Raw genomic sequence first — 16,034 nt, 5'->3', positions numbered from 1 at the left:
CAGTATCTCCTATACCGACGACACGGTGCCGCTTTGGCGGGCGGACGGGGGCTCGAGGAGGGCGAGGATGCGTGCGCCTGGGCACCCTCATCCGCCAGATGCCCTCGGCGGTATGTGGTCGGGGTCGGCAGCCCGGGGTACGTAGCGTTCTTGTCGAGGCCGGGGTCTCCTCCCACCCGAACGACGGCCAATCACGCGCCGGCGCTGAGGTACGCGGCTCTGGCCTCGCTCAACTCTGCCCAGTGCGCCTCGAGGCCGGCCAGAGTGGGGCTGACGTTCAGGGTGGGGAGCGGCTGGGAGTGTCCGTCGATGTAGCGGCAGGCTTCTTCGAACACGCGGTTCACAGTCTCGATAGCGGCAGGCAGGGCGGCCGTCTTGATGTTCGGTAGCGCGGTCATCCGCACGTTGGGCTGGTAACGCTGCGTCACCCCCTGCAGCAGCTCAGTTTCGGTGAACACCTCGCACCAGGCCCGGATCCAGTCGTAGCCGGTGCGTACGAGCGCGGCGCGCGCATCACCCTGCTGGGACTTGGCGGCCTGGATGGTCTCGTTGATGTTCTTCTTCAGATTGCTGATGCTGTCCCAGCGGGGCCCGGTAGCTCGGGTGACCTGCCCCTTGCCGTCCTCGTCGGTGATGTGGAAGTACGAGCATCGTTTGGACGCTGCCATCAGGTTCAGCAGTGTGGTGGCGAAGAAGATGTCGTGGGTGAACACGATCACCTGGGTCGTGTCGGCGAGTGCCGCGACACGCTGCGCGACCTCGTTGATGCGGCGATGATCGAGACTGGAGACCGGGTCGTCGAAGATCACCGGTGCGGTGATGCCGGCGAGGCGTGCTTCGGCGAGAAAGTCCGCCATCGCGAGAACCTTCTGCTCGCCCTCGGAGAGGACCTTCGACGGCTTGTGCTTGCCGGTGAGGACCTTGCGGCGGTGCGCTCGTCCCTGACGGCCCACGAACTCGACTTGAAGTTCGGGTGCACGGAGCGCGGTGCGTTCTTCGGCGAACAGCGCGTCGAAGCTTTCGTTGATCATCTGGTCGCTCGCGGTTTTGGCAAGGCCAGTGACCGCGCGTAGTAGCGCAGGCATGGGCTTGGCGAGCAGTGCGAGGCGGTCGGCTTGTTTCGCGTCGCGCACCTGTTGTTCGATGATCGCCCAGGACCGGGCGAGTTCGGCGGCAGCTTCGAGTTCGACCAGTTCCTTCTTCTTCTCAGCGAGTGTTTCCGCGCGCCGCGCGGCTTGTCCTCGCAGTTCCACCAGGGCGCCGCTGGTGGTCTCGAGTGCTTCGGTGAGGCCATCTGCGTCGGCGGCCACGTGAGCCAGGAGGTCGGCTGTGACGGGGGTGTTGTCGCGGAGGTGGTCAAGGAGCGCGGTGGCAGTGCTGAGCGTGCGTTCCAGCAGTGGCAAGAACACGGGCTGCGGGTTGCTCGTGGCGTGGTCGCGCGCGTAGGCGTCGACATCGCTGGTCCGGATGCCGAACACGGGTGAGGTCAGGGCGCTGAGCCGCCCCTTGGCGGCTTCGATGTCGCCGGCGATCTTTTCCTCGAGGAACTCGGAATACTTTCCGATCAGCGCCCGTGCCGGGTCACTGAGCGGTTGGCGGCAGTAGAGGCACCGGTCTGCGTCGTGCGCGTCGTGTGCGCTCAGGTGTGCTTCGTACTCCTCACCGGCCTGGATGAACCGGGTCCAGGTGTCGTCGGGGGCGGCGGGCAGGTCCGCCGCTTCGAACAGCGCCGCGCGGAAGGCTCGATACTCCTCCTGCAGGTACGCCAGGGCGGTGAGCTCGCTGCTGTACGTGGCGGGGCTGAACCGACCGAGAATCTGTGCGGCCGTGCTCGCCTCGGCTAGGACACGCTCGGCGCGTTGTTGCAGGGTGATCTCGGCGCTGATCGTGTCGGCCTCCAGCGCGGCCACGGTGCGGCGCAGTGTCCCGATGCGGGTATCAGCGTCGGTGTGGTGGTCGGCCATCGCCCTGAGCTGGTCCAGGTCTGTCGCGGCGCCGAGCGTCTCGATCAGCGGGTACACCGACGCCGCTCGCGGGAATCGGCCCAGCAGTCCTGTGGGGCCGGATCGCAGGTCGCTGATTGCCGCATCAATGCGGGCCTGGACGGCCTTGATTCCGGCGATGACGTGGTTGAACAAGGCAAGCGCGGCGGGGACGTACACATACTCGAGGTCTTCGTCGACATGGAAGCTCACCGATGGGCTGTCGAAGATCGAGATGCGCGTGAACGGGGCAACCCCCCGTTGCCCTGTCCAGGCGTACGTCTTCGCTTCCGCTCCGAGTTGGTAGCCGATCGTCGCGGACGGGGATTGCGGCGCCGTCGCCTCGATATCCCCGAGGATGACGTCCGCGGTGCGGCTGGCAGCAAGCGCTTTGAAGATTCTCGAGTACCCGGTCTTGCCGGTGCCGTTCTCACCGAACAGAATGGTGAGGCCCTGATGCGGTTCGATGACCCCACCACCGATCAGAGCGTTCACCCCCGCAACCTCTGACAGTGAGGTCACGGTCAAAGGTTCGAGCGCCTCGTCCTCCCCGTCGATCATCGCGAGCTGATCCTCGGTCGACAGTTCCCGGGCGTCCAGCGCCTTCTCTTGCCGGAACAGCGTGTACGCGTGGTCCTCTTCGTCGGAGTTGAGAGGGCCAGCTCCGGTGAGTACGACGCGCACGATGTACCGCACCCATTCGTCGGAACTGTTCGCCCACGCGCCAAGAAGCTGACGGGGGTCCACCCGTGTGTCCGCTTGCACCGCGTCCGTCATCGACCGACCTCCGTCGCGACAGCGGTGTCCATGGAACGCGCTGCTCACCGCCGACTCTATCGTCGCCCTGACAGGACGCCGAGCTGTGCGTCGCGCGGGCCGCTGGAGTTGGTGCGGGAGATGGGGCACGCTGATCGGATGACTGAACGAAACACCTGGCCACGCAACCGGTCGACGCTTCCTGGCGGTGGCCTGTCGACGCTTCCTGGTGGCGGCTTGTCCACCCTGCCGGGTGACGGGGCCTCTACGCTTCCCGGCGGTGGTCTGTCGACACTCCCAGGTGGTGGCCTGTCGACCCTTCCTGGTGGCGGTTTATCCACGCTCCCTGGTGGCGGTATGTCGACGCTTCCTGGCGGTGGTCTGTCGACGCTTCCCGGGGGCGGCTTGTCTACGCTTCCTGGCGGAGGTCTCTCCTCGCTGCCTGGGGGTGGGCTGTATGACGGTGCAGACCCGAACCCGTACCGCTCGAATCAGCCACCCATGACCCACTTCATCCCCTACCTCCGCCATCAGGGGCTGAACGATGTCGCCGATCTGCTGGCGCGTGCTCACGGGCTGAACCTGTAACGAATCACGAGCTCTGCTTCATCGGAGCGGCCCCACGTTCACCTTGACACTCCACCGGGTACCGTCGAGCTGTGTTCTTGCTGCTTGACGCCAACGTGATCGTCGGCAATCCGCTTCTGCGCGGGCGGCAGTGGGACGCCGTCGCGGATGCGGTCGCTTCCGAAGCGCTCGATCTTTATGTGCCCGAGCTTGCGGTCGATGAAGCCGTGGCACGGTACCGCGACAGTGCAGCATTGCGTGAACGCGAGGCGAAGAAGGCTCTCAAGACATGGCCGCCGAGGTCACGGGAACTCGTCCAGGAAGCCATCAACGCTTCAGAGTCCTTCGCCGCCGAGTACGAGAGTCTTCTGCGGGCGCGCCTCGAACAGATGGGTGCAGAGATCGTCGGCTACCCGGAGGTAGAGCATCGTGAGGTCGCGTTGCGGGCGATCTCACGGTCGGCACCGTTCGACAGGGAGGGCAACGGATACCGTGACGCGCTGCACTGGTACGTCTTTGTCGATCTGCTTCTCACGTGCGAACCCGAAGATCCGCACGCGTTTCTTCTGTCGGCTGACAAGCGTGCGTTCGGACCAGCGCGACGGCGCGAACTCTTGGCCGAGATCGAGAAACTCGATGTGGAGTGGGAGGTGAAGATCCTTGAAAGCATCTCCGATTTCAAGGTTCCCGGGCAGTTCCTCGATGACGAGGGCTCATTGGACTACGAGCAGGAGCGACAGCTTCACGACGCGGTACAGGATGCGGTGCTGGCAGGCGGAACACCCAAGGACTTCACTCACTCGCTGGCAGCGAAGACCGAGTTCGACGTTGCTGATGTGCTTGAAGTCTTGTTACTGGATGTGAACGTGGAAGGGGTGCAGATCGAGCGAAAGTCGCGCGATCTATGGATCAACTACACCGCCCAGGCAACGTGCCTCGTGAAGCTCGAGAGCGTCGAGATCCTCGACGAGGACGCCGGCGACTACGCCACCCATCGGGACACCGCCGTATGGGTCCTGGATCTCAGCGGCAATGCTTACTCGTCAGGGAACCGCATCGACGAGGTCGCCTCCCTGCGTCTCGACACCATCGAAGGAGACGCACCGGCATAGATCGAAGGAGACGCACCGGCATAGACAGTGGGCGGGTAGGAGCTACCTCGAGGGCCGCCGGCGCGGCCGCCGCTGTTCAGGTGGGGCGTGCATCTGATCGGCACTCGGCTGTCCTCGCTTTATGTCGGCGGCCTTCGCGGTTCGGCGGTGACGCTCGGCAAGTCATCATGGACTTCGTGTACCGACGCCGAGTGTTCGAGGTTGCAAATGAGCTCGGCGTTGACGTGCGCACCGTGCTCGACGCGCTGCGGAGCCTGGGTGAGGCGGAAGTGCGCCCTGAGGCGCAGCTGAGTGAGTCGCTCGCTCGCAAGGTGCGAGTGCATTTGAATGGTGGCGGGGCTGTGCCGGAGCGGCGGCGGGGTGTGGAGCCAGCGCGCCGCCGGTCGAGGTTTGCTCAAGGCATTCGGGAGCAGCATGACGACGCAATCCGTCGCGTCATCCCCACCATCGCGGCGGGCTTGACCGTTGCCGCTCGGCTGCCCGAGGGTAACGAAGTCATCGTCGCATTCCACAACCGTGACGCCGTCGCGCGGTACGGGTTCTGCACCCTGTCGGGCGGGCCGCTGCCACCCACTGTGCTCAACGCTTCGGATGCACGGAGGCTGTTGGCGCCGTTGCGGGACGTTGACCGCGACTATGTCGCTCGCGGGTGGACGCCACCCAATCTCTACATCGCCTTCGACCTCGCCCATCAACACGTCTGGCTAGGAAGGTCGCTGAAGACGATCGGGCATCCTGGTGAACGATTGGCTGCGGACTCGCTCGTGCGGGTGCCACCCCCTAGCGCCGGTGAACCGCCCCGCATCAACCCTCGCGCACAGCTCTTCACCGCCAACAAAGTGCCGTCCGTCGTCGCGGCGGTCGGCGAGGGGTCGGATCGTCCCGAAGAAGCGTTCCTCCTTCACGAAGAGCTTCTGCGTCTGGCTGTCGACAGCCTCGTCGACGCGGACGTTCTCGATCCGCTGCCCGTGCATATCAACGCGATCTGGTTCTTCGCGCGCCCGATCGTGATGCAGCGGGCGGGCGACAGCGACCGCCATGTCCGCGCGGTCTGGTACCGGCAGGGCGGCTCGATGTGGCGCATACGCACATACGTTGCTGGCGTTGCGGGATCCGGCGCGGTCAATGTCAAACAGGTCGGGCCGCAGCTGTCCGGCCGCGTGCCATTCGTCCCGGTCTGGGATGACACCCGACCGGAACAGAAACTGCTTGCCGCGGTGTGGGCGTTAATGGCCCAGGGCGGCATAACTGAGTCGGAACGCGTCACAGGCGTCGTCGTGCCCAGCGGCGAGCCGCAGGGCGAGCTGACGATCGTGCGCGTGCAAGCGGGCAGCGATCACGTATCCGTCTATCGAGAGGGGAGCGACGGCGAGCCGCCCGATCGTGCGGCCTGGTCGGTTCGCGGCCACTGGCGGCGACAGCCCTACCCCTCACTCGGGCTCGACGACGACGGCCACGTGCGCACCCGACTGATCTGGATCGCGTCGTATGTGAAGGGTTCCCACGGAGCACCAGTCGAACCCAAGGTAATCGTGGTCAGTTCAAGGCCGGGAGAGGCCTGAGGGCCGACACGACCGGCAGTTGAAGGTTCTCGATACGAGATGCCAATTCCACGAGGTCTTTCGAGCGAGTTGCGAATTGCAGTGTCGTGGGGACGTAATCGCCGCCGCCGCCGCTGCCCGCCGCCCGCCGCCGCTGGCGCGCCAGCCAAGGGGCCGCGTGTAGATACGCTCGAAGTGGGCGTATTCTCCGACGAACGGGGCCGCGGTGCGGGAGTCTGGTCTAATCGGTGGATGGTCGCAGCTTCGTTGAAGCCGTTCCCAAAGTCCGTCCGGGTGATCGTGTCGCCGTGATCTCGCCGGCATTCGCCGCCCCAGCGATTTCGCCCGTTCTCCACGAGCAAGCGATGCGGCGTCTGAAGGAGGCGACCGGGTTCATCCCGGTCGAGTACCCCACGACGCGGCAACTCGGCGCGAGCGCGGAAGCCCGTGCGGCAGACGTGAACGCGGTGTTCGCGGATCGGAGCATTCGCGCGGTGCTGGCCGCCATCGGTGGTGATGACCAGATCACTGTCATTCCGCACTTCGATGCCGCCGTGATCGCGGCGAACCCGAAGCCGTTCCTCGGGTACAGCGATAACACGAACCTGCACAACCTTCTTTGGAACCTCGGCGTGCGGAGCTTCTACGGTGGATCCGGTCGACCTCGTCTACCCGTTCACGGGGAGGTGGCTCGTGCAGAACAGTCCGGCGAACCACGACCGACTCTGACCAGTCGCTCGCCTGTGCGCATCACGGAAGCATGACGTCCCCGGTTCGGTTCACCGAGCTCGCTGGGTGGACGCCGCAGCCCTACCGCTCCGTGTTCGTCTGGGTCGCGTTCGAGGAGCGCCTCGTCGCGACCGGCGAGAGGTACGGTCCCGACGATCACGCGGGAGTCTGGACGGCGGACGGGTTCCTGTCGCGGTGGTCCAGTCGGCTCGTCGATCAGGGATGGGAATGGATGGCTCCGCTCATCCGCCGACTCGCGGACGGCGAGGACCCGGAGCACGTGCGCACGGACGCGCTCCATGAGTACGCCGCTCGCCACGACGGCGCGGAACCGAACGTGACCATCTGGAACCTGGGCGTCGACCGACTCCGGTGAGGGCGAGTCAGCCGCGTTGCCGCCCCGCTCGTGGAGCCACGGCATGCGACGTTGGTGCCGTACTTTCCCCGGCGTCGGCGCCTTCCTCGAGGAGGTCGAGAGGCGTAGTTCCGTTTCTGAGCGGGCCAGCGGGAGGCGACGATGCCGCTACCGGCGTGTGGGATCCGGTGCTGCTGGCGATGAGGCTCATTGCGATGTGGGTGGCCGGGCGTAGTCAGGTCTCCATGTTCACGCGTGTCGCGCGCGGTGCCGACGTACTGCAGCGCGGTTGGCGCAGCGGACGCTGCAGTACCGCTGGCGGCCGTTGCGCGTGACGTCTACCACGACGTTGTGGCACGGGTCACCCGGGACTTTGCCGGCGTCGCATCGGTGAAGGCGGTGCATTCCCCGCGTTGTCAGGTGGAGTGCGGTGCCGACGCTGATGACGGCCTCCAGCACATGCGGCAGGGCTTGGTCTTGGTCTCGATAGTGGAGGTGCCAGCCTTCATCATGGTGGTCGGTTAGGCGCGGGTAGGCGGCCGCCTCTGCGAGGTGTTGGTTGAGGAGGTCGGCGCGTCGTTGCGGCAAAGGTTCATCAACGACTTCGAGCCATCGGTCGATTACCCTGCGGACACCGGTGTAGTCGTCCGCTTGCGGATTCGCGAACGGCGTCTGCATCCCATAAGACTCCGCACGGTCGACAATGCCCGCTCGATCTTCGGGCCAGTCGTTTGCCAGTGACGCGGCGAGCAGGACCGCGTACTCGCCGTAAGGGTTGAGATGCATAAGGGCATTACATCACACTGGAACGTGAATCGTTGGAAGGAACTGACTATGACGGTGCTGGGTACTGGACTCCCGTGGGCCGCGGTCGGCGGGATGGGGTTGGCGGCGTTGGTGATGGTGCTCACGCCTGGGCCGAACATGATCTATCTCGTGTCGCGCAGTATCGCTCAGGGGCGAATCGCAGGTCTGGTCTCGCTGGCGGGGACGGGCGTGGGATTCCTCACCTACATGACGATGGCGAACCTGGGGCTCAGTGTCGTGTTCGTTGTGGTTCCGTGGCTCTACATCGGTCTGAAGGCCGCAGGAGTGCTGTACCTCGCCTGGCTCGCGTTCAAGACGTTCCGCCCAGGAGGGACAGGACTGTTCGAACCCGGACCGCTCACCCGCGATACGCACGGGAAGCTCTTCCGGATGGGGCTGTTTACCAACCTGCTGAATCCGAAGGCGGCGGTGATGTACCTGGCGATCATCCCGCAGTTCATCGACACATCGCACGGCAACCCGATTGCGCAGGGGTTCACGCTCGGCACAGTCCAGATCACTGTCAGCGTGATCGTCAACGCAGCAATCGTGCTGGCCGCCGGGACGATCGCAGGATTCATCGGAACCCGCCCGTCCTGGCTCAAGTGGCAGCGCCGCATCACCGGCAGCCTTCTTGCCGCGGTCGCCGTCATGCTGGCCAGGGAAGTTCCCCAGGCTGCCCGCGCGTAGACAACCTGCAGGTGGTCGCGCGCGTGTGGCCAGCGCGCCAGCCATCGCAGCGCCGATGTAACCTGAAATGGACGAATCCGTTCAACCGATTCGTTGCGACATCGACTGATCGCTCTCGCGGCACACGTCGTGAGTGCCACGTGCGCACGAGCGCCGACGACGGCAACCCCGTACATCAGAAGCCGAGGGCGTGGACAGCTGAGCGTGTATGTCAACGGCCGCAGAATGGGAGCGAGATGAACCTGCGGGAAGAGCTTCTGCGTGTCTACGAGGACGCGCGGTCCAACCGGTCCTCCGAGGAGAACGAGACGACGGATCGTGCGGCTGCGGAGCTCTTCGACGCCGGTACGGCAGACCGCGCGAAGGCCGTCGGAGATGTGGCGCCGGTGTTTTCTCTCCCCAGCGCCACTGGCGAAACGGTGACCTTGAGTGATCTGCTTGAGGATGGCCCCGTGGTGCTGAGCTTTTACCGAGGCAGCTGGTGCCCGTATTGCAATCTCGAGCTGCGGGCGCTTCAAGCGAACATCATGGAGTTCAAGGCGCGCAACGCGCGGCTCGTTGCGATCTCGCCGCAGGTGCCTGACGAGTCATTGTCGACCGCTGAGAAACACAGCCTCACTTTGACGTTCTGAGCGACGTGGGGGCCACTGTCTCCCAAAGCTACGGCCTGTCCTTCGTCATTCCTACGGAGCTGGCTGCGCTCTACGAGCGACGAGGTCACGATCTCATCCGTCGAAACGGTGGCGATGGTCGAACGCTTGTGATCCCCGCGACCTATGTGATCAGGCAGAGCGGGTCTATATCGTGGTCGTTCGTGGACAGCGACCACACCAGACGTGCGGAACCGCGGGACATCATCGCAGCGCTCGATGCGATCCGCTGACTGCTGCAGAGGCGACGGACGGAGGAGTCACGCGCCTCTCGTGCGACCGTGCGCGCTGCGACGCAACTCCCGGCTGGTTGTGGACGGAGATCGGTCATGCAGCGCGGCGATCTCCGTTGGCCGCGCACCTCGGCTCGCGAGATCGCGATCAGAACGCGCTCCTCTTCGAAAAGAAGCCTCGAGGAGATGGGGAGAAGCGAAAGCGGGCCAGGGCTGTGGCACGACCTTCACCGCGCTATCCTTGCGCCGCACCGCGGTGCCATCGCGCCGGGGGTACGCGGCCGTCCGCATCGCGCCGACCTCGCGGGCGGCGGCCGCCAGCGGCTGCACTGAGCGAGCAACTCCGTGAACCGGTTCCACGTCAACGAGTTCGGCCTACGCCCGGGGCCCGGACGGGCAGATCGATCGTCGCGTGCCGGGGTGATTCCGGCGCTGACATCTGGCTCGACCGTTCCTGCCGACCGAGGGTGGTCAATGGCTTAAGACCGTTGCCGTGACGGTGGTGATGCCGACGATGACGACGAACCCGCGGAACAGGCCTGCGGGGAGTCGTCTTGCGAACCTGCCGCCGACCAATCCTCCCAGGATCGAGCCGAGAGCAACGAGGGCGACGATGGGCCACGAGATCAGTTCTGGTGAGACGAAGATGAAGACCGTGGCGGCGATGATGTTGACCGCGGCGACGCTGGCGTTCTTCACGGCGTTGAGTTCTTGCATCAGCAACGTCGTCGTGATCCCGAGCAGGGCGACGAGGAGGATCCCCTGCGCTGCACTGAAGTAGCCACCATAAACTCCGAGCAGGAACGCGCCGACCACGGAGGCGACTTTCGAACCTCGGCGAGGGAATGGCGTCGCGTCGACGTCGTCGGTTGCCGCCACGCGGCCGATGCGGTTCTTGATGGCGGGTCCGCTGAGTACCAGAAGCGTACCGATACCAATCAGCCAAGGGATGACGGCAGCGAAGATGTCGGCGGACAAGTGCAGGAGGAGGAGCGCGCCGGTGACGCCGCCGGCGCTGGATGAGGGAAGCAGTAGGCGAGTAACGCGGTAGTGTGCGCGCAGCTCGCGTCGGTAGACGAATACCCCCGACAGGCTGCCGGGCACGATGCCGACCGTGTTCGCCATCGTCGCCGTCAACGGCGGAAACCCCAGCAGAACGAGGATGGGGAAGGACGCCAGTGTCCCCGCGCCTACGACGACGTTCAGACCTCCTGCAAGGAAGCCTGCGCCGACGACCGCCGCTCCTCGCAGAAGCGGCGCGATTTCTATCAGCACGTTGGCCTCCTCCTCGCCCGGGTCACAAGATGTCCCGGAGGCCTTCAAGGCTTCCAAAAGTGCGCTGGACGCAGGTTGATAGAATCGGAAGGGATGTACGCGAAATCCGAAAGCTAGTTCGTGGCGCCCAACTTGCGGGATCTGGAGCTGTTCGTCGCGATCATCGACGCCGGCTCGATCACGGCGGGCGCCCGCGCCGTGGGGGTCTCGCTGTCGTCGGCCAGCAGCCGGATCGCTCTACTGGAACGGCAAGAGCGAGTCGAGCTGTTGTCGCGTCGACGAGGTGGGATCGTGCCGACCACGGCCGGCACGACCCTGGCGATACATGCCCGTGCCCTTCTCGAACGTGCTGATGAACTGCGGCAGGCGATGGACGGGCTGCGCGGGGACTCTGCCCACGAGATCCGGCTCGCCAGCAACACATCAGCCGTCGATACCTTGACCGAGTTCCTGGCCGCGACTCTCGCACGATTCCCTACGATGCGGATCGCGGTGGTCGAGACAAGCAGCGTCGAGGTCGCGTCTCGGGTCCGCGAGGGGGGTGCTGACCTCGGGATCGTTTCCCTCCCACCGACGGGCGACGGTTTGATCGCTCGTGAGTTATGGGCGGATCCCCTTGTCGTCGTTCGTGGCTCGGTGTTCCGCGGAGACGACGTGGCTCCTTCCTTCGAGGAGGTGATGCGGGGGCCGCTGATCGGGTTGCCAGCGGCAAACCCGCTTCAGACACTCATCGACGAGCAGGCGCGCATCCTCGGTGTGTCACCGGCGTACCGCGTGCGGTTGCCAACCCTCAACGCGGTGTACGCCGTCGCCAGCACTGGGGCTGGCGCGGCGATCGTCCCGTATGGGACCGTCAGCCGCTCTCCCACACTGCCTGCTGCCATACATCCGGTGGCAGAGGAATGGGCCGACCGCCGCGCACTCCTCATCACTCGGTCTACCTACGTTCCGTCCCCCGCGCAGCAGGAGTTCATCGACGCGCTTCTGCGCTACCGGGATGAAGTCGATGTCACCGAGCCGCTCGGAGTCGTCATCCTCGGCTCGCCCCCTGAGCAAGCCCGCCGCGGGTAGCGAACCCGATACGAGATCCACCCCGGTCGGTGATAGAGCTGTACGCCAAGCTCGGAAAGGACCTCGGCACCAGTTAGTGAGCGTTGCCGAGCGTAACGACTCGCTGGCGCAGCGCGGCAAGATTCCGGCTGGCCCAAGCAACCCAGACCGCACCGAGAGCGTCTGTTACTGGAATGCAAGGTCGGCTACCGATCGGCGATCCTCCCCTCACCCCCTCCGAACGGGAGCAGATGCTCAGCGCACCGATGTTGTTGACGACCACGAGTGCATGGAACAACGCGCGTAGGCAGTCTGCCGTGGCCCGTGCCAATTCCACTCATCGTGGCCGGATTCATATCCGGAGCCCGCGACGATGATCGTGAAGCAAATGGCCGACACCACGAGCGCCACAATGACGGGCACGAGCGCCCTGAACTATCGATAACAACTCGTGGGCGCAGCGAGGACCCCGGCGTTCACGTCCGGCGCTGTCAGAGCTCGATCACGTACTTGACTCCGCGTGAGCGGCCGCCGGCGCCAAGCCGTCGGGCACGCGCGCGACGTGGGCACTGGTCACGAGAACCTTCTCCGCCCAGGTGCCGCTGCCACCGGGCAGGGGCGCCTCGTGGACGAGGTCGAACACGGCGATGGGAATCGCGTAAGCGAGTGAGACGGCGTTGCACAGGTCGACGAGCGGGTGGATCGAGGGCAATTCCCCGTCGCTCTTGAATCAGCGTGGCAGCGCTTCCGACGCGCACCGGTACTGGGTGGGTTTGAGTCCCATCTGACTGAATGCGCGCCGCCAGGCGACGATCTCGGGGAACTCGCTCTCCGGTCGTTCGGAGAGGCGCATGGAGGCCCGCTCGCGGAATGGTGCCGCGGTCGCCGAGACGTCCGCCGTGTCGGTCACGCCATCGAGGGTGAGTGTCGCGACGGCGAGCTGAGGGAAATGAGCGCGCAGCGCCGAGTCATGAACTGAGCTGCATCAGCGGGTTTCGAGGGCGAGACGGCCGGCGAGCAGCCCATACGTGCCCGCGAAGGTGCGACGCAGCCACGCCATGACCTTCGGGCGCGTGATGACCTGGTTGCGCATCCCCGCGGCGAACACCCCATACAGCGCAAACACGACGAACGTCAACGCCATAAACACAAGGCTGAGCCAGATCATGTGCCACGTGCCTTTCGCCTCGCCCGCGGGAACGAACTGAGGGAGGAACGCGAAGAAAAAGATGGTCAGCTTCGGATTAAGCAGGTTGATGAGCACGGCGGTACGGATGACCCGCCAGAACGAAACCGGGGCGGGGTTCGCGTCGCCGTCGATCATCGTCTTGTCGCGGAATGTCTGCCAGGCGAGGTAAAGCAGATAGGCGACACCGAGCCACTTGATCGTCTGGAACGCGATCGCGGAGGCATTCAGGATCGCGGCCAGTCCGGTGATCGCGGCCACCATGTGAGGGATGACCCCGAGGGTGCAGCCGAACGCCGCAATAATGCCAGCCTTTGCGCCGCGGGAGAGCCCAGCGGCGATCGAGTAGACGGCGCCGGTGCCGGGGGTGGCGACCACCACGAGGGTGGTCAGCAGGAATGCAATGCTCATCGTCGTCCTTCGAGAGTCGTTGCTTCCGCACAGTACCGCGTCCGCGTAATCCCGAAATACACGAGCGATCAGCCGAAGACGAGCGAATCGCCCAGATGGACACCGTGTAGACATTCGTCCGCGAGATCGGGATGGCATGAAGTCGCGCCCCTCGGGTAGCGAGGTCATGGTCGTGTCGCGGTTACACGTCATCACGCTGGCGGACGATCGGCAGCCACAACTCCGTCGTCGCGGAACGGAAGTCTTCAGCGCGATCGAGGATCGCGACGATCGAGGGGCCTGGTCGCAGCAGCCACGGGTTCGACGGAAACCACTCGGATGCCGATGCCGCATACGTCTCCTGCAGAGCCGCGGGATATGGTCCAGATGCCCGGAACACAGCCCACGTGCCGGCAGGAACCTCGATCACGTCGAGTCCTTCCGGCGTGGTCGTCGCGGCGTCCCGGGCAACGCCGTGCAGATAGGTCAGTGTGCTTCCCTCGGTGTAGTCGGAATCGACATCTGCGCTTATCTGAAGCAGTCCGTGAGGATCCGTGTTGCCGAGCGCCGTCAGTCGCGCGTGCTCGTGCGCCGGCAGAGAAGCGACGTGCGCTTGGATGTGAGGATTCGCGCTCCGGTGGATGAGCGGAACGCGTGCAGCATGGCCGACGAGCCGGAACGCGGGTCGATCCACGATACGCGTGTCCATCGACGTGGCGCCGTGGACAGTCAGTCGCAGCGTGAGTTGCGGCTGTGACCGAAGCGGGCCGCCGTTCGTCCGCACCTCGATAGGCGCCGCACCGTGGACCGCCCGGAACGCACGTCCGAATGCCTCGGCCGAGCCATAACCAAATCGAACCGCAACCTGGAGAAGCGGATCGCCCGCGATGACGTCGGCCGCGGCGACCGTCATCCGCCGACGCCGCACATACTCGGACAACGGCATGCCGACAAGCGATGCGAACATCCGCCGCAAGTGGTACTCCGTGGTGCCGAAGGAAGCAGCCAGCGCACCGATGTCGAGGTCGTCGGACAGATCCGCTTCGACGACCTCGATGAGCCTGTTGAGCTCACTGATCACACAAGCCTCCCTTCATTCCAATTCTGCTTGCCGGGGTGCAGTGGTTTGTCCGAACGTGCGACTCCGATCCGAGCGGGCCGGCTCGTGACGGCCGGCGACGTCCGACGACACGCAACACCACACACCATCAGGCGTCCCGGGCGCCTTCACCCGACTTGATCGGTCTCCAATTGTCGGGCGCTGGACCCGGCGTGACGAACACCCTGGAAATCGTCTCGCACCACGAGAGTCCAAGCTGAAGGGAAGCATGTTAGACGCCCGTATCGTCGAGCGGACGGCCTTCCGCCTGATCGGTTACGCCGCGTGCGTCCCGGTCGTGTCGGAATTCCGGAATCCTCATGTCGAGGCACACATCACGGCGCTGTCTGCGGAGAACGTGGAGCGGCTCCGAGCACTGGGCTGCTCGGAGCCCTCGGGTCTGCTTCAGGTGAGTACGGAGGTCGACGCCGACTACGCAGTGAACAGTCGGTTCACGTTCATGGTCGGTGTCGCCCTCGATGCGGCTCCGCCCGCACCTGAGCGCCTCGATGTGATCGAGGTTCCTGCCGGCAAATGGGCGGTGTTCCGCACGGGCGCTCCTTTTGCGTCGGCCTGGATGGACATTGTCAGCGAGTGGTTTCCGTCACACCCGTGGCGCCTGCGTCCGGGGCCGTCGATCGTCACTGAGCGCCGACCAGGCGAGCAGCGCGCCGCAACCGCCGAGGTCTGGATTCCCGTTGAACGCGCGTAAGCCAACTCTGCGCGTCTCCCGGCCGAACGCAAGATTCCAACAGTGGGAAGCTCTGCTCCACAACCGCAACAAGCGCCAGCGGGCCGGCGAGTTCATCGTGCAGGGTGTGCGCCCCATCAGCCTCGCACTCGAGCGGGGCTGGCCGATCCGCGCAGTCCTCTATGACGCGGATCGGCCGCTGTCGCGGTGGGGTGCACAGGTTATCGAAGGATCAGGAGGCGAGCGGGTAGCCGTCGCGGCTCAGCTGCTGCATCAGTTGAGCGACCAAGACGACGGCTCCCCCGAGCTGATCGCCGTAGCCGCCGTGCCGGACGATCAGCTGTCTCGCATACCTATGGGGCCGTCGTTCCTCGGGATGGCATTCGACCGCCCCTCCCTGCCCGGCAACATCGGCACGATCATCCGTTCATTGGATGCCTTCGGCGGGTCGGGCCTGATCGTCACCGGACACGGCGCAGATCCGTACGACCCCAGAGCCGTCCGCGCCTCCACTGGGTCGCTGTTCGCGGTGCCGGTGATCCGACAACCATCTCATCAACCACTGGTGACCTGGGTACGGGAGCAACGCGCTGCGGGCATCCCCCTCACGATCGTCGGAACCGACGAGAACGGGTCCGACGACATCGCCGACGTGGATCTGACAGGCCCCGTCCTGCTCGCGATCGGCAATGAGAACGCCGGACTCAGCGCGGGATGGCGCGATGCGTGCGATGTCGTCGCACGCATCCCCATCGGCGGCGCCGCCAGCTCGCTGAACGCTGCCAACGCGGCATCGATCGCTCTCTACGAGGCCGCGCGCCAGCGCGGACGGGCATAGGCACGCGAATGGCCTACCGCTACGCCGTCACGCGAGAGAGTTACGCCGACCTCTCCGGCGGCGTGCTCCACTCTGCCCCCGGG

16 protein-coding genes are annotated in these 16,034 nt (G+C 65.3%); 9 read left to right on the top strand and 7 right to left on the bottom strand.

All coding sequences use genetic code 11. The annotated features are described in order from the left end of the window. Positions 1–191: 191 nt before the first annotated feature. Complete coding sequence (locus tag FE256_RS08240) at positions 192–2,759, bottom strand: AAA family ATPase (RefSeq protein WP_138174587.1); 2,568 nt, start codon at positions 2,757–2,759, stop codon at positions 192–194. A gap of 638 nt (positions 2,760–3,397) precedes the next feature. On the opposite strand from FE256_RS08240, the gene FE256_RS08230 reads away from it, so the two are divergent. The 4 genes from FE256_RS08230 to FE256_RS08215 all read left to right on the top strand — a co-directional run bounded on the left by FE256_RS08230 (position 3,398) and on the right by FE256_RS08215 (position 7,063). Beyond that, on the top strand, positions 3,398–4,417 hold the full coding sequence (locus FE256_RS08230; RefSeq protein ID WP_138174582.1) for a PIN domain-containing protein: 1,020 nt from the start codon (positions 3,398–3,400) through the stop codon (positions 4,415–4,417). 167 nt (positions 4,418–4,584) lie between these two features. Then, positions 4,585–5,979: a hypothetical protein gene (locus tag FE256_RS08225; protein ID WP_138174580.1), complete on the top strand. Its 1,395-nt coding sequence runs from the start codon at positions 4,585–4,587 to the stop codon at positions 5,977–5,979. 227 nt (positions 5,980–6,206) lie between these two features. After that, a complete protein-coding gene (locus FE256_RS08220) occupies positions 6,207–6,722 on the top strand; it encodes an LD-carboxypeptidase (protein ID WP_138174578.1) in 516 nt (171 codons plus the stop codon). Beyond that, positions 6,719–7,063 carry a hypothetical protein gene (locus tag FE256_RS08215; protein WP_138174576.1) on the top strand — a complete coding sequence of 115 codons (345 nt, stop codon included), beginning with the start codon at positions 6,719–6,721 and terminating at the stop codon, positions 7,061–7,063. The genes FE256_RS08220 and FE256_RS08215 overlap by 4 nt, the downstream gene beginning before the upstream one ends. Positions 7,064–7,291: 228 nt before the next feature. On the opposite strand, the gene FE256_RS08210 is transcribed toward FE256_RS08215, so the two are convergent. Further along, on the bottom strand, positions 7,292–7,828 hold the full coding sequence (locus FE256_RS08210) for a CGNR zinc finger domain-containing protein (RefSeq protein ID WP_138174574.1): 537 nt from the start codon (positions 7,826–7,828) through the stop codon (positions 7,292–7,294). 48 nt (positions 7,829–7,876) lie between these two features. Here FE256_RS08210 and FE256_RS08205 point away from each other — a divergent pair, with 48 nt between their 5' ends. After that, the gene (locus FE256_RS08205) at positions 7,877–8,539 is read left to right on the top strand and encodes a LysE family translocator (protein ID WP_228480872.1); all 663 of its coding nucleotides are present in this window, start codon (positions 7,877–7,879) and stop codon (positions 8,537–8,539) included. 236 nt (positions 8,540–8,775) lie between these two features. Next, positions 8,776–9,171, top strand: coding sequence for a peroxiredoxin-like family protein (locus FE256_RS18370; protein ID WP_212743497.1), 396 nt, complete (start codon positions 8,776–8,778; stop codon positions 9,169–9,171). Positions 9,172–9,893: 722 nt separating this feature from the next. Here FE256_RS18370 and FE256_RS08195 read toward each other — a convergent pair. Beyond that, positions 9,894–10,754 carry a sulfite exporter TauE/SafE family protein gene (locus FE256_RS08195; RefSeq protein WP_228480871.1) on the bottom strand — a complete coding sequence of 287 codons (861 nt, stop codon included), beginning with the start codon at positions 10,752–10,754 and terminating at the stop codon, positions 9,894–9,896. A gap of 63 nt (positions 10,755–10,817) precedes the next feature. Between FE256_RS08195 and FE256_RS08190 the strand changes: the two genes are divergently transcribed. Beyond that, a complete protein-coding gene (locus FE256_RS08190; RefSeq protein ID WP_138174572.1) occupies positions 10,818–11,768 on the top strand; it encodes a LysR family transcriptional regulator in 951 nt (316 codons plus the stop codon). A 481-nt stretch (positions 11,769–12,249) separates the two neighbouring features. Here FE256_RS08190 and FE256_RS18365 read toward each other — a convergent pair whose 3' ends face one another. From FE256_RS18365 to FE256_RS08175, 4 genes are all read right to left on the bottom strand, one after another. Further along, positions 12,250–12,459, bottom strand: a complete 210-nt coding sequence (locus FE256_RS18365; RefSeq protein ID WP_212743496.1) for a hypothetical protein — start codon at positions 12,457–12,459, stop codon at positions 12,250–12,252. An 18-nt stretch (positions 12,460–12,477) separates the two neighbouring features. Continuing rightward, the gene (locus tag FE256_RS18360; RefSeq protein WP_212743495.1) at positions 12,478–12,657 is read right to left on the bottom strand and encodes a hypothetical protein; all 180 of its coding nucleotides are present in this window, start codon (positions 12,655–12,657) and stop codon (positions 12,478–12,480) included. Between the two features lie 75 nt (positions 12,658–12,732). Beyond that, positions 12,733–13,314, bottom strand: a complete 582-nt coding sequence (locus FE256_RS08180; RefSeq protein ID WP_212743494.1) for a LysE family translocator — start codon at positions 13,312–13,314, stop codon at positions 12,733–12,735. A gap of 211 nt (positions 13,315–13,525) precedes the next feature. After that, complete coding sequence (locus FE256_RS08175; protein ID WP_138174568.1) at positions 13,526–14,404, bottom strand: AraC family transcriptional regulator; 879 nt, start codon at positions 14,402–14,404, stop codon at positions 13,526–13,528. 247 nt (positions 14,405–14,651) lie between these two features. On the opposite strand from FE256_RS08175, the gene FE256_RS08170 reads away from it, so the two are divergent. Continuing rightward, positions 14,652–15,134, top strand: a complete 483-nt coding sequence (locus FE256_RS08170) for a GyrI-like domain-containing protein (protein ID WP_138174566.1) — start codon at positions 14,652–14,654, stop codon at positions 15,132–15,134. After that, positions 15,121–15,951 (top strand): TrmH family RNA methyltransferase, encoded by an 831-nt coding sequence (locus FE256_RS08165; RefSeq protein WP_212743493.1) that lies wholly within the window; start codon positions 15,121–15,123, stop codon positions 15,949–15,951. Before FE256_RS08170 ends, FE256_RS08165 begins: the two co-directional genes overlap by 14 nt. The last annotated feature ends 83 nt before the right edge of the window (positions 15,952–16,034 follow it).

This window comes from Microbacterium sp. 5K110, from assembly GCF_005774735.1.
Lineage (GTDB): Bacteria > Actinomycetota > Actinomycetes > Actinomycetales > Microbacteriaceae > Microbacterium.
The sequence above is the reverse complement of the archived record's forward strand: the minus strand, read 5'-3'. Positions and strand labels throughout refer to the sequence as shown.

Excerpts from the sequence above, each read along its gene's own strand:
- FE256_RS08240 (WP_138174587.1), bottom strand. The coding sequence starts at position 2,759 with ATGACGGACGCGGTGCAAGCGGACACACGGGTGGACCCCCGTCAGCTT.
- FE256_RS08225 (WP_138174580.1), top strand. The coding sequence starts at position 4,585 with ATGGACTTCGTGTACCGACGCCGAGTGTTCGAGGTTGCAAATGAGCTC.
- FE256_RS08215 (WP_138174576.1), top strand. The coding sequence starts at position 6,719 with ATGACGTCCCCGGTTCGGTTCACCGAGCTCGCTGGGTGGACGCCGCAG.
- FE256_RS08210 (WP_138174574.1), bottom strand. The coding sequence starts at position 7,828 with ATGCATCTCAACCCTTACGGCGAGTACGCGGTCCTGCTCGCCGCGTCA.
- FE256_RS08205 (WP_228480872.1), top strand. The coding sequence starts at position 7,877 with ATGACGGTGCTGGGTACTGGACTCCCGTGGGCCGCGGTCGGCGGGATG.
- FE256_RS18370 (WP_212743497.1), top strand. The coding sequence starts at position 8,776 with ATGAACCTGCGGGAAGAGCTTCTGCGTGTCTACGAGGACGCGCGGTCC.
- FE256_RS08170 (WP_138174566.1), top strand. The coding sequence starts at position 14,652 with ATGTTAGACGCCCGTATCGTCGAGCGGACGGCCTTCCGCCTGATCGGT.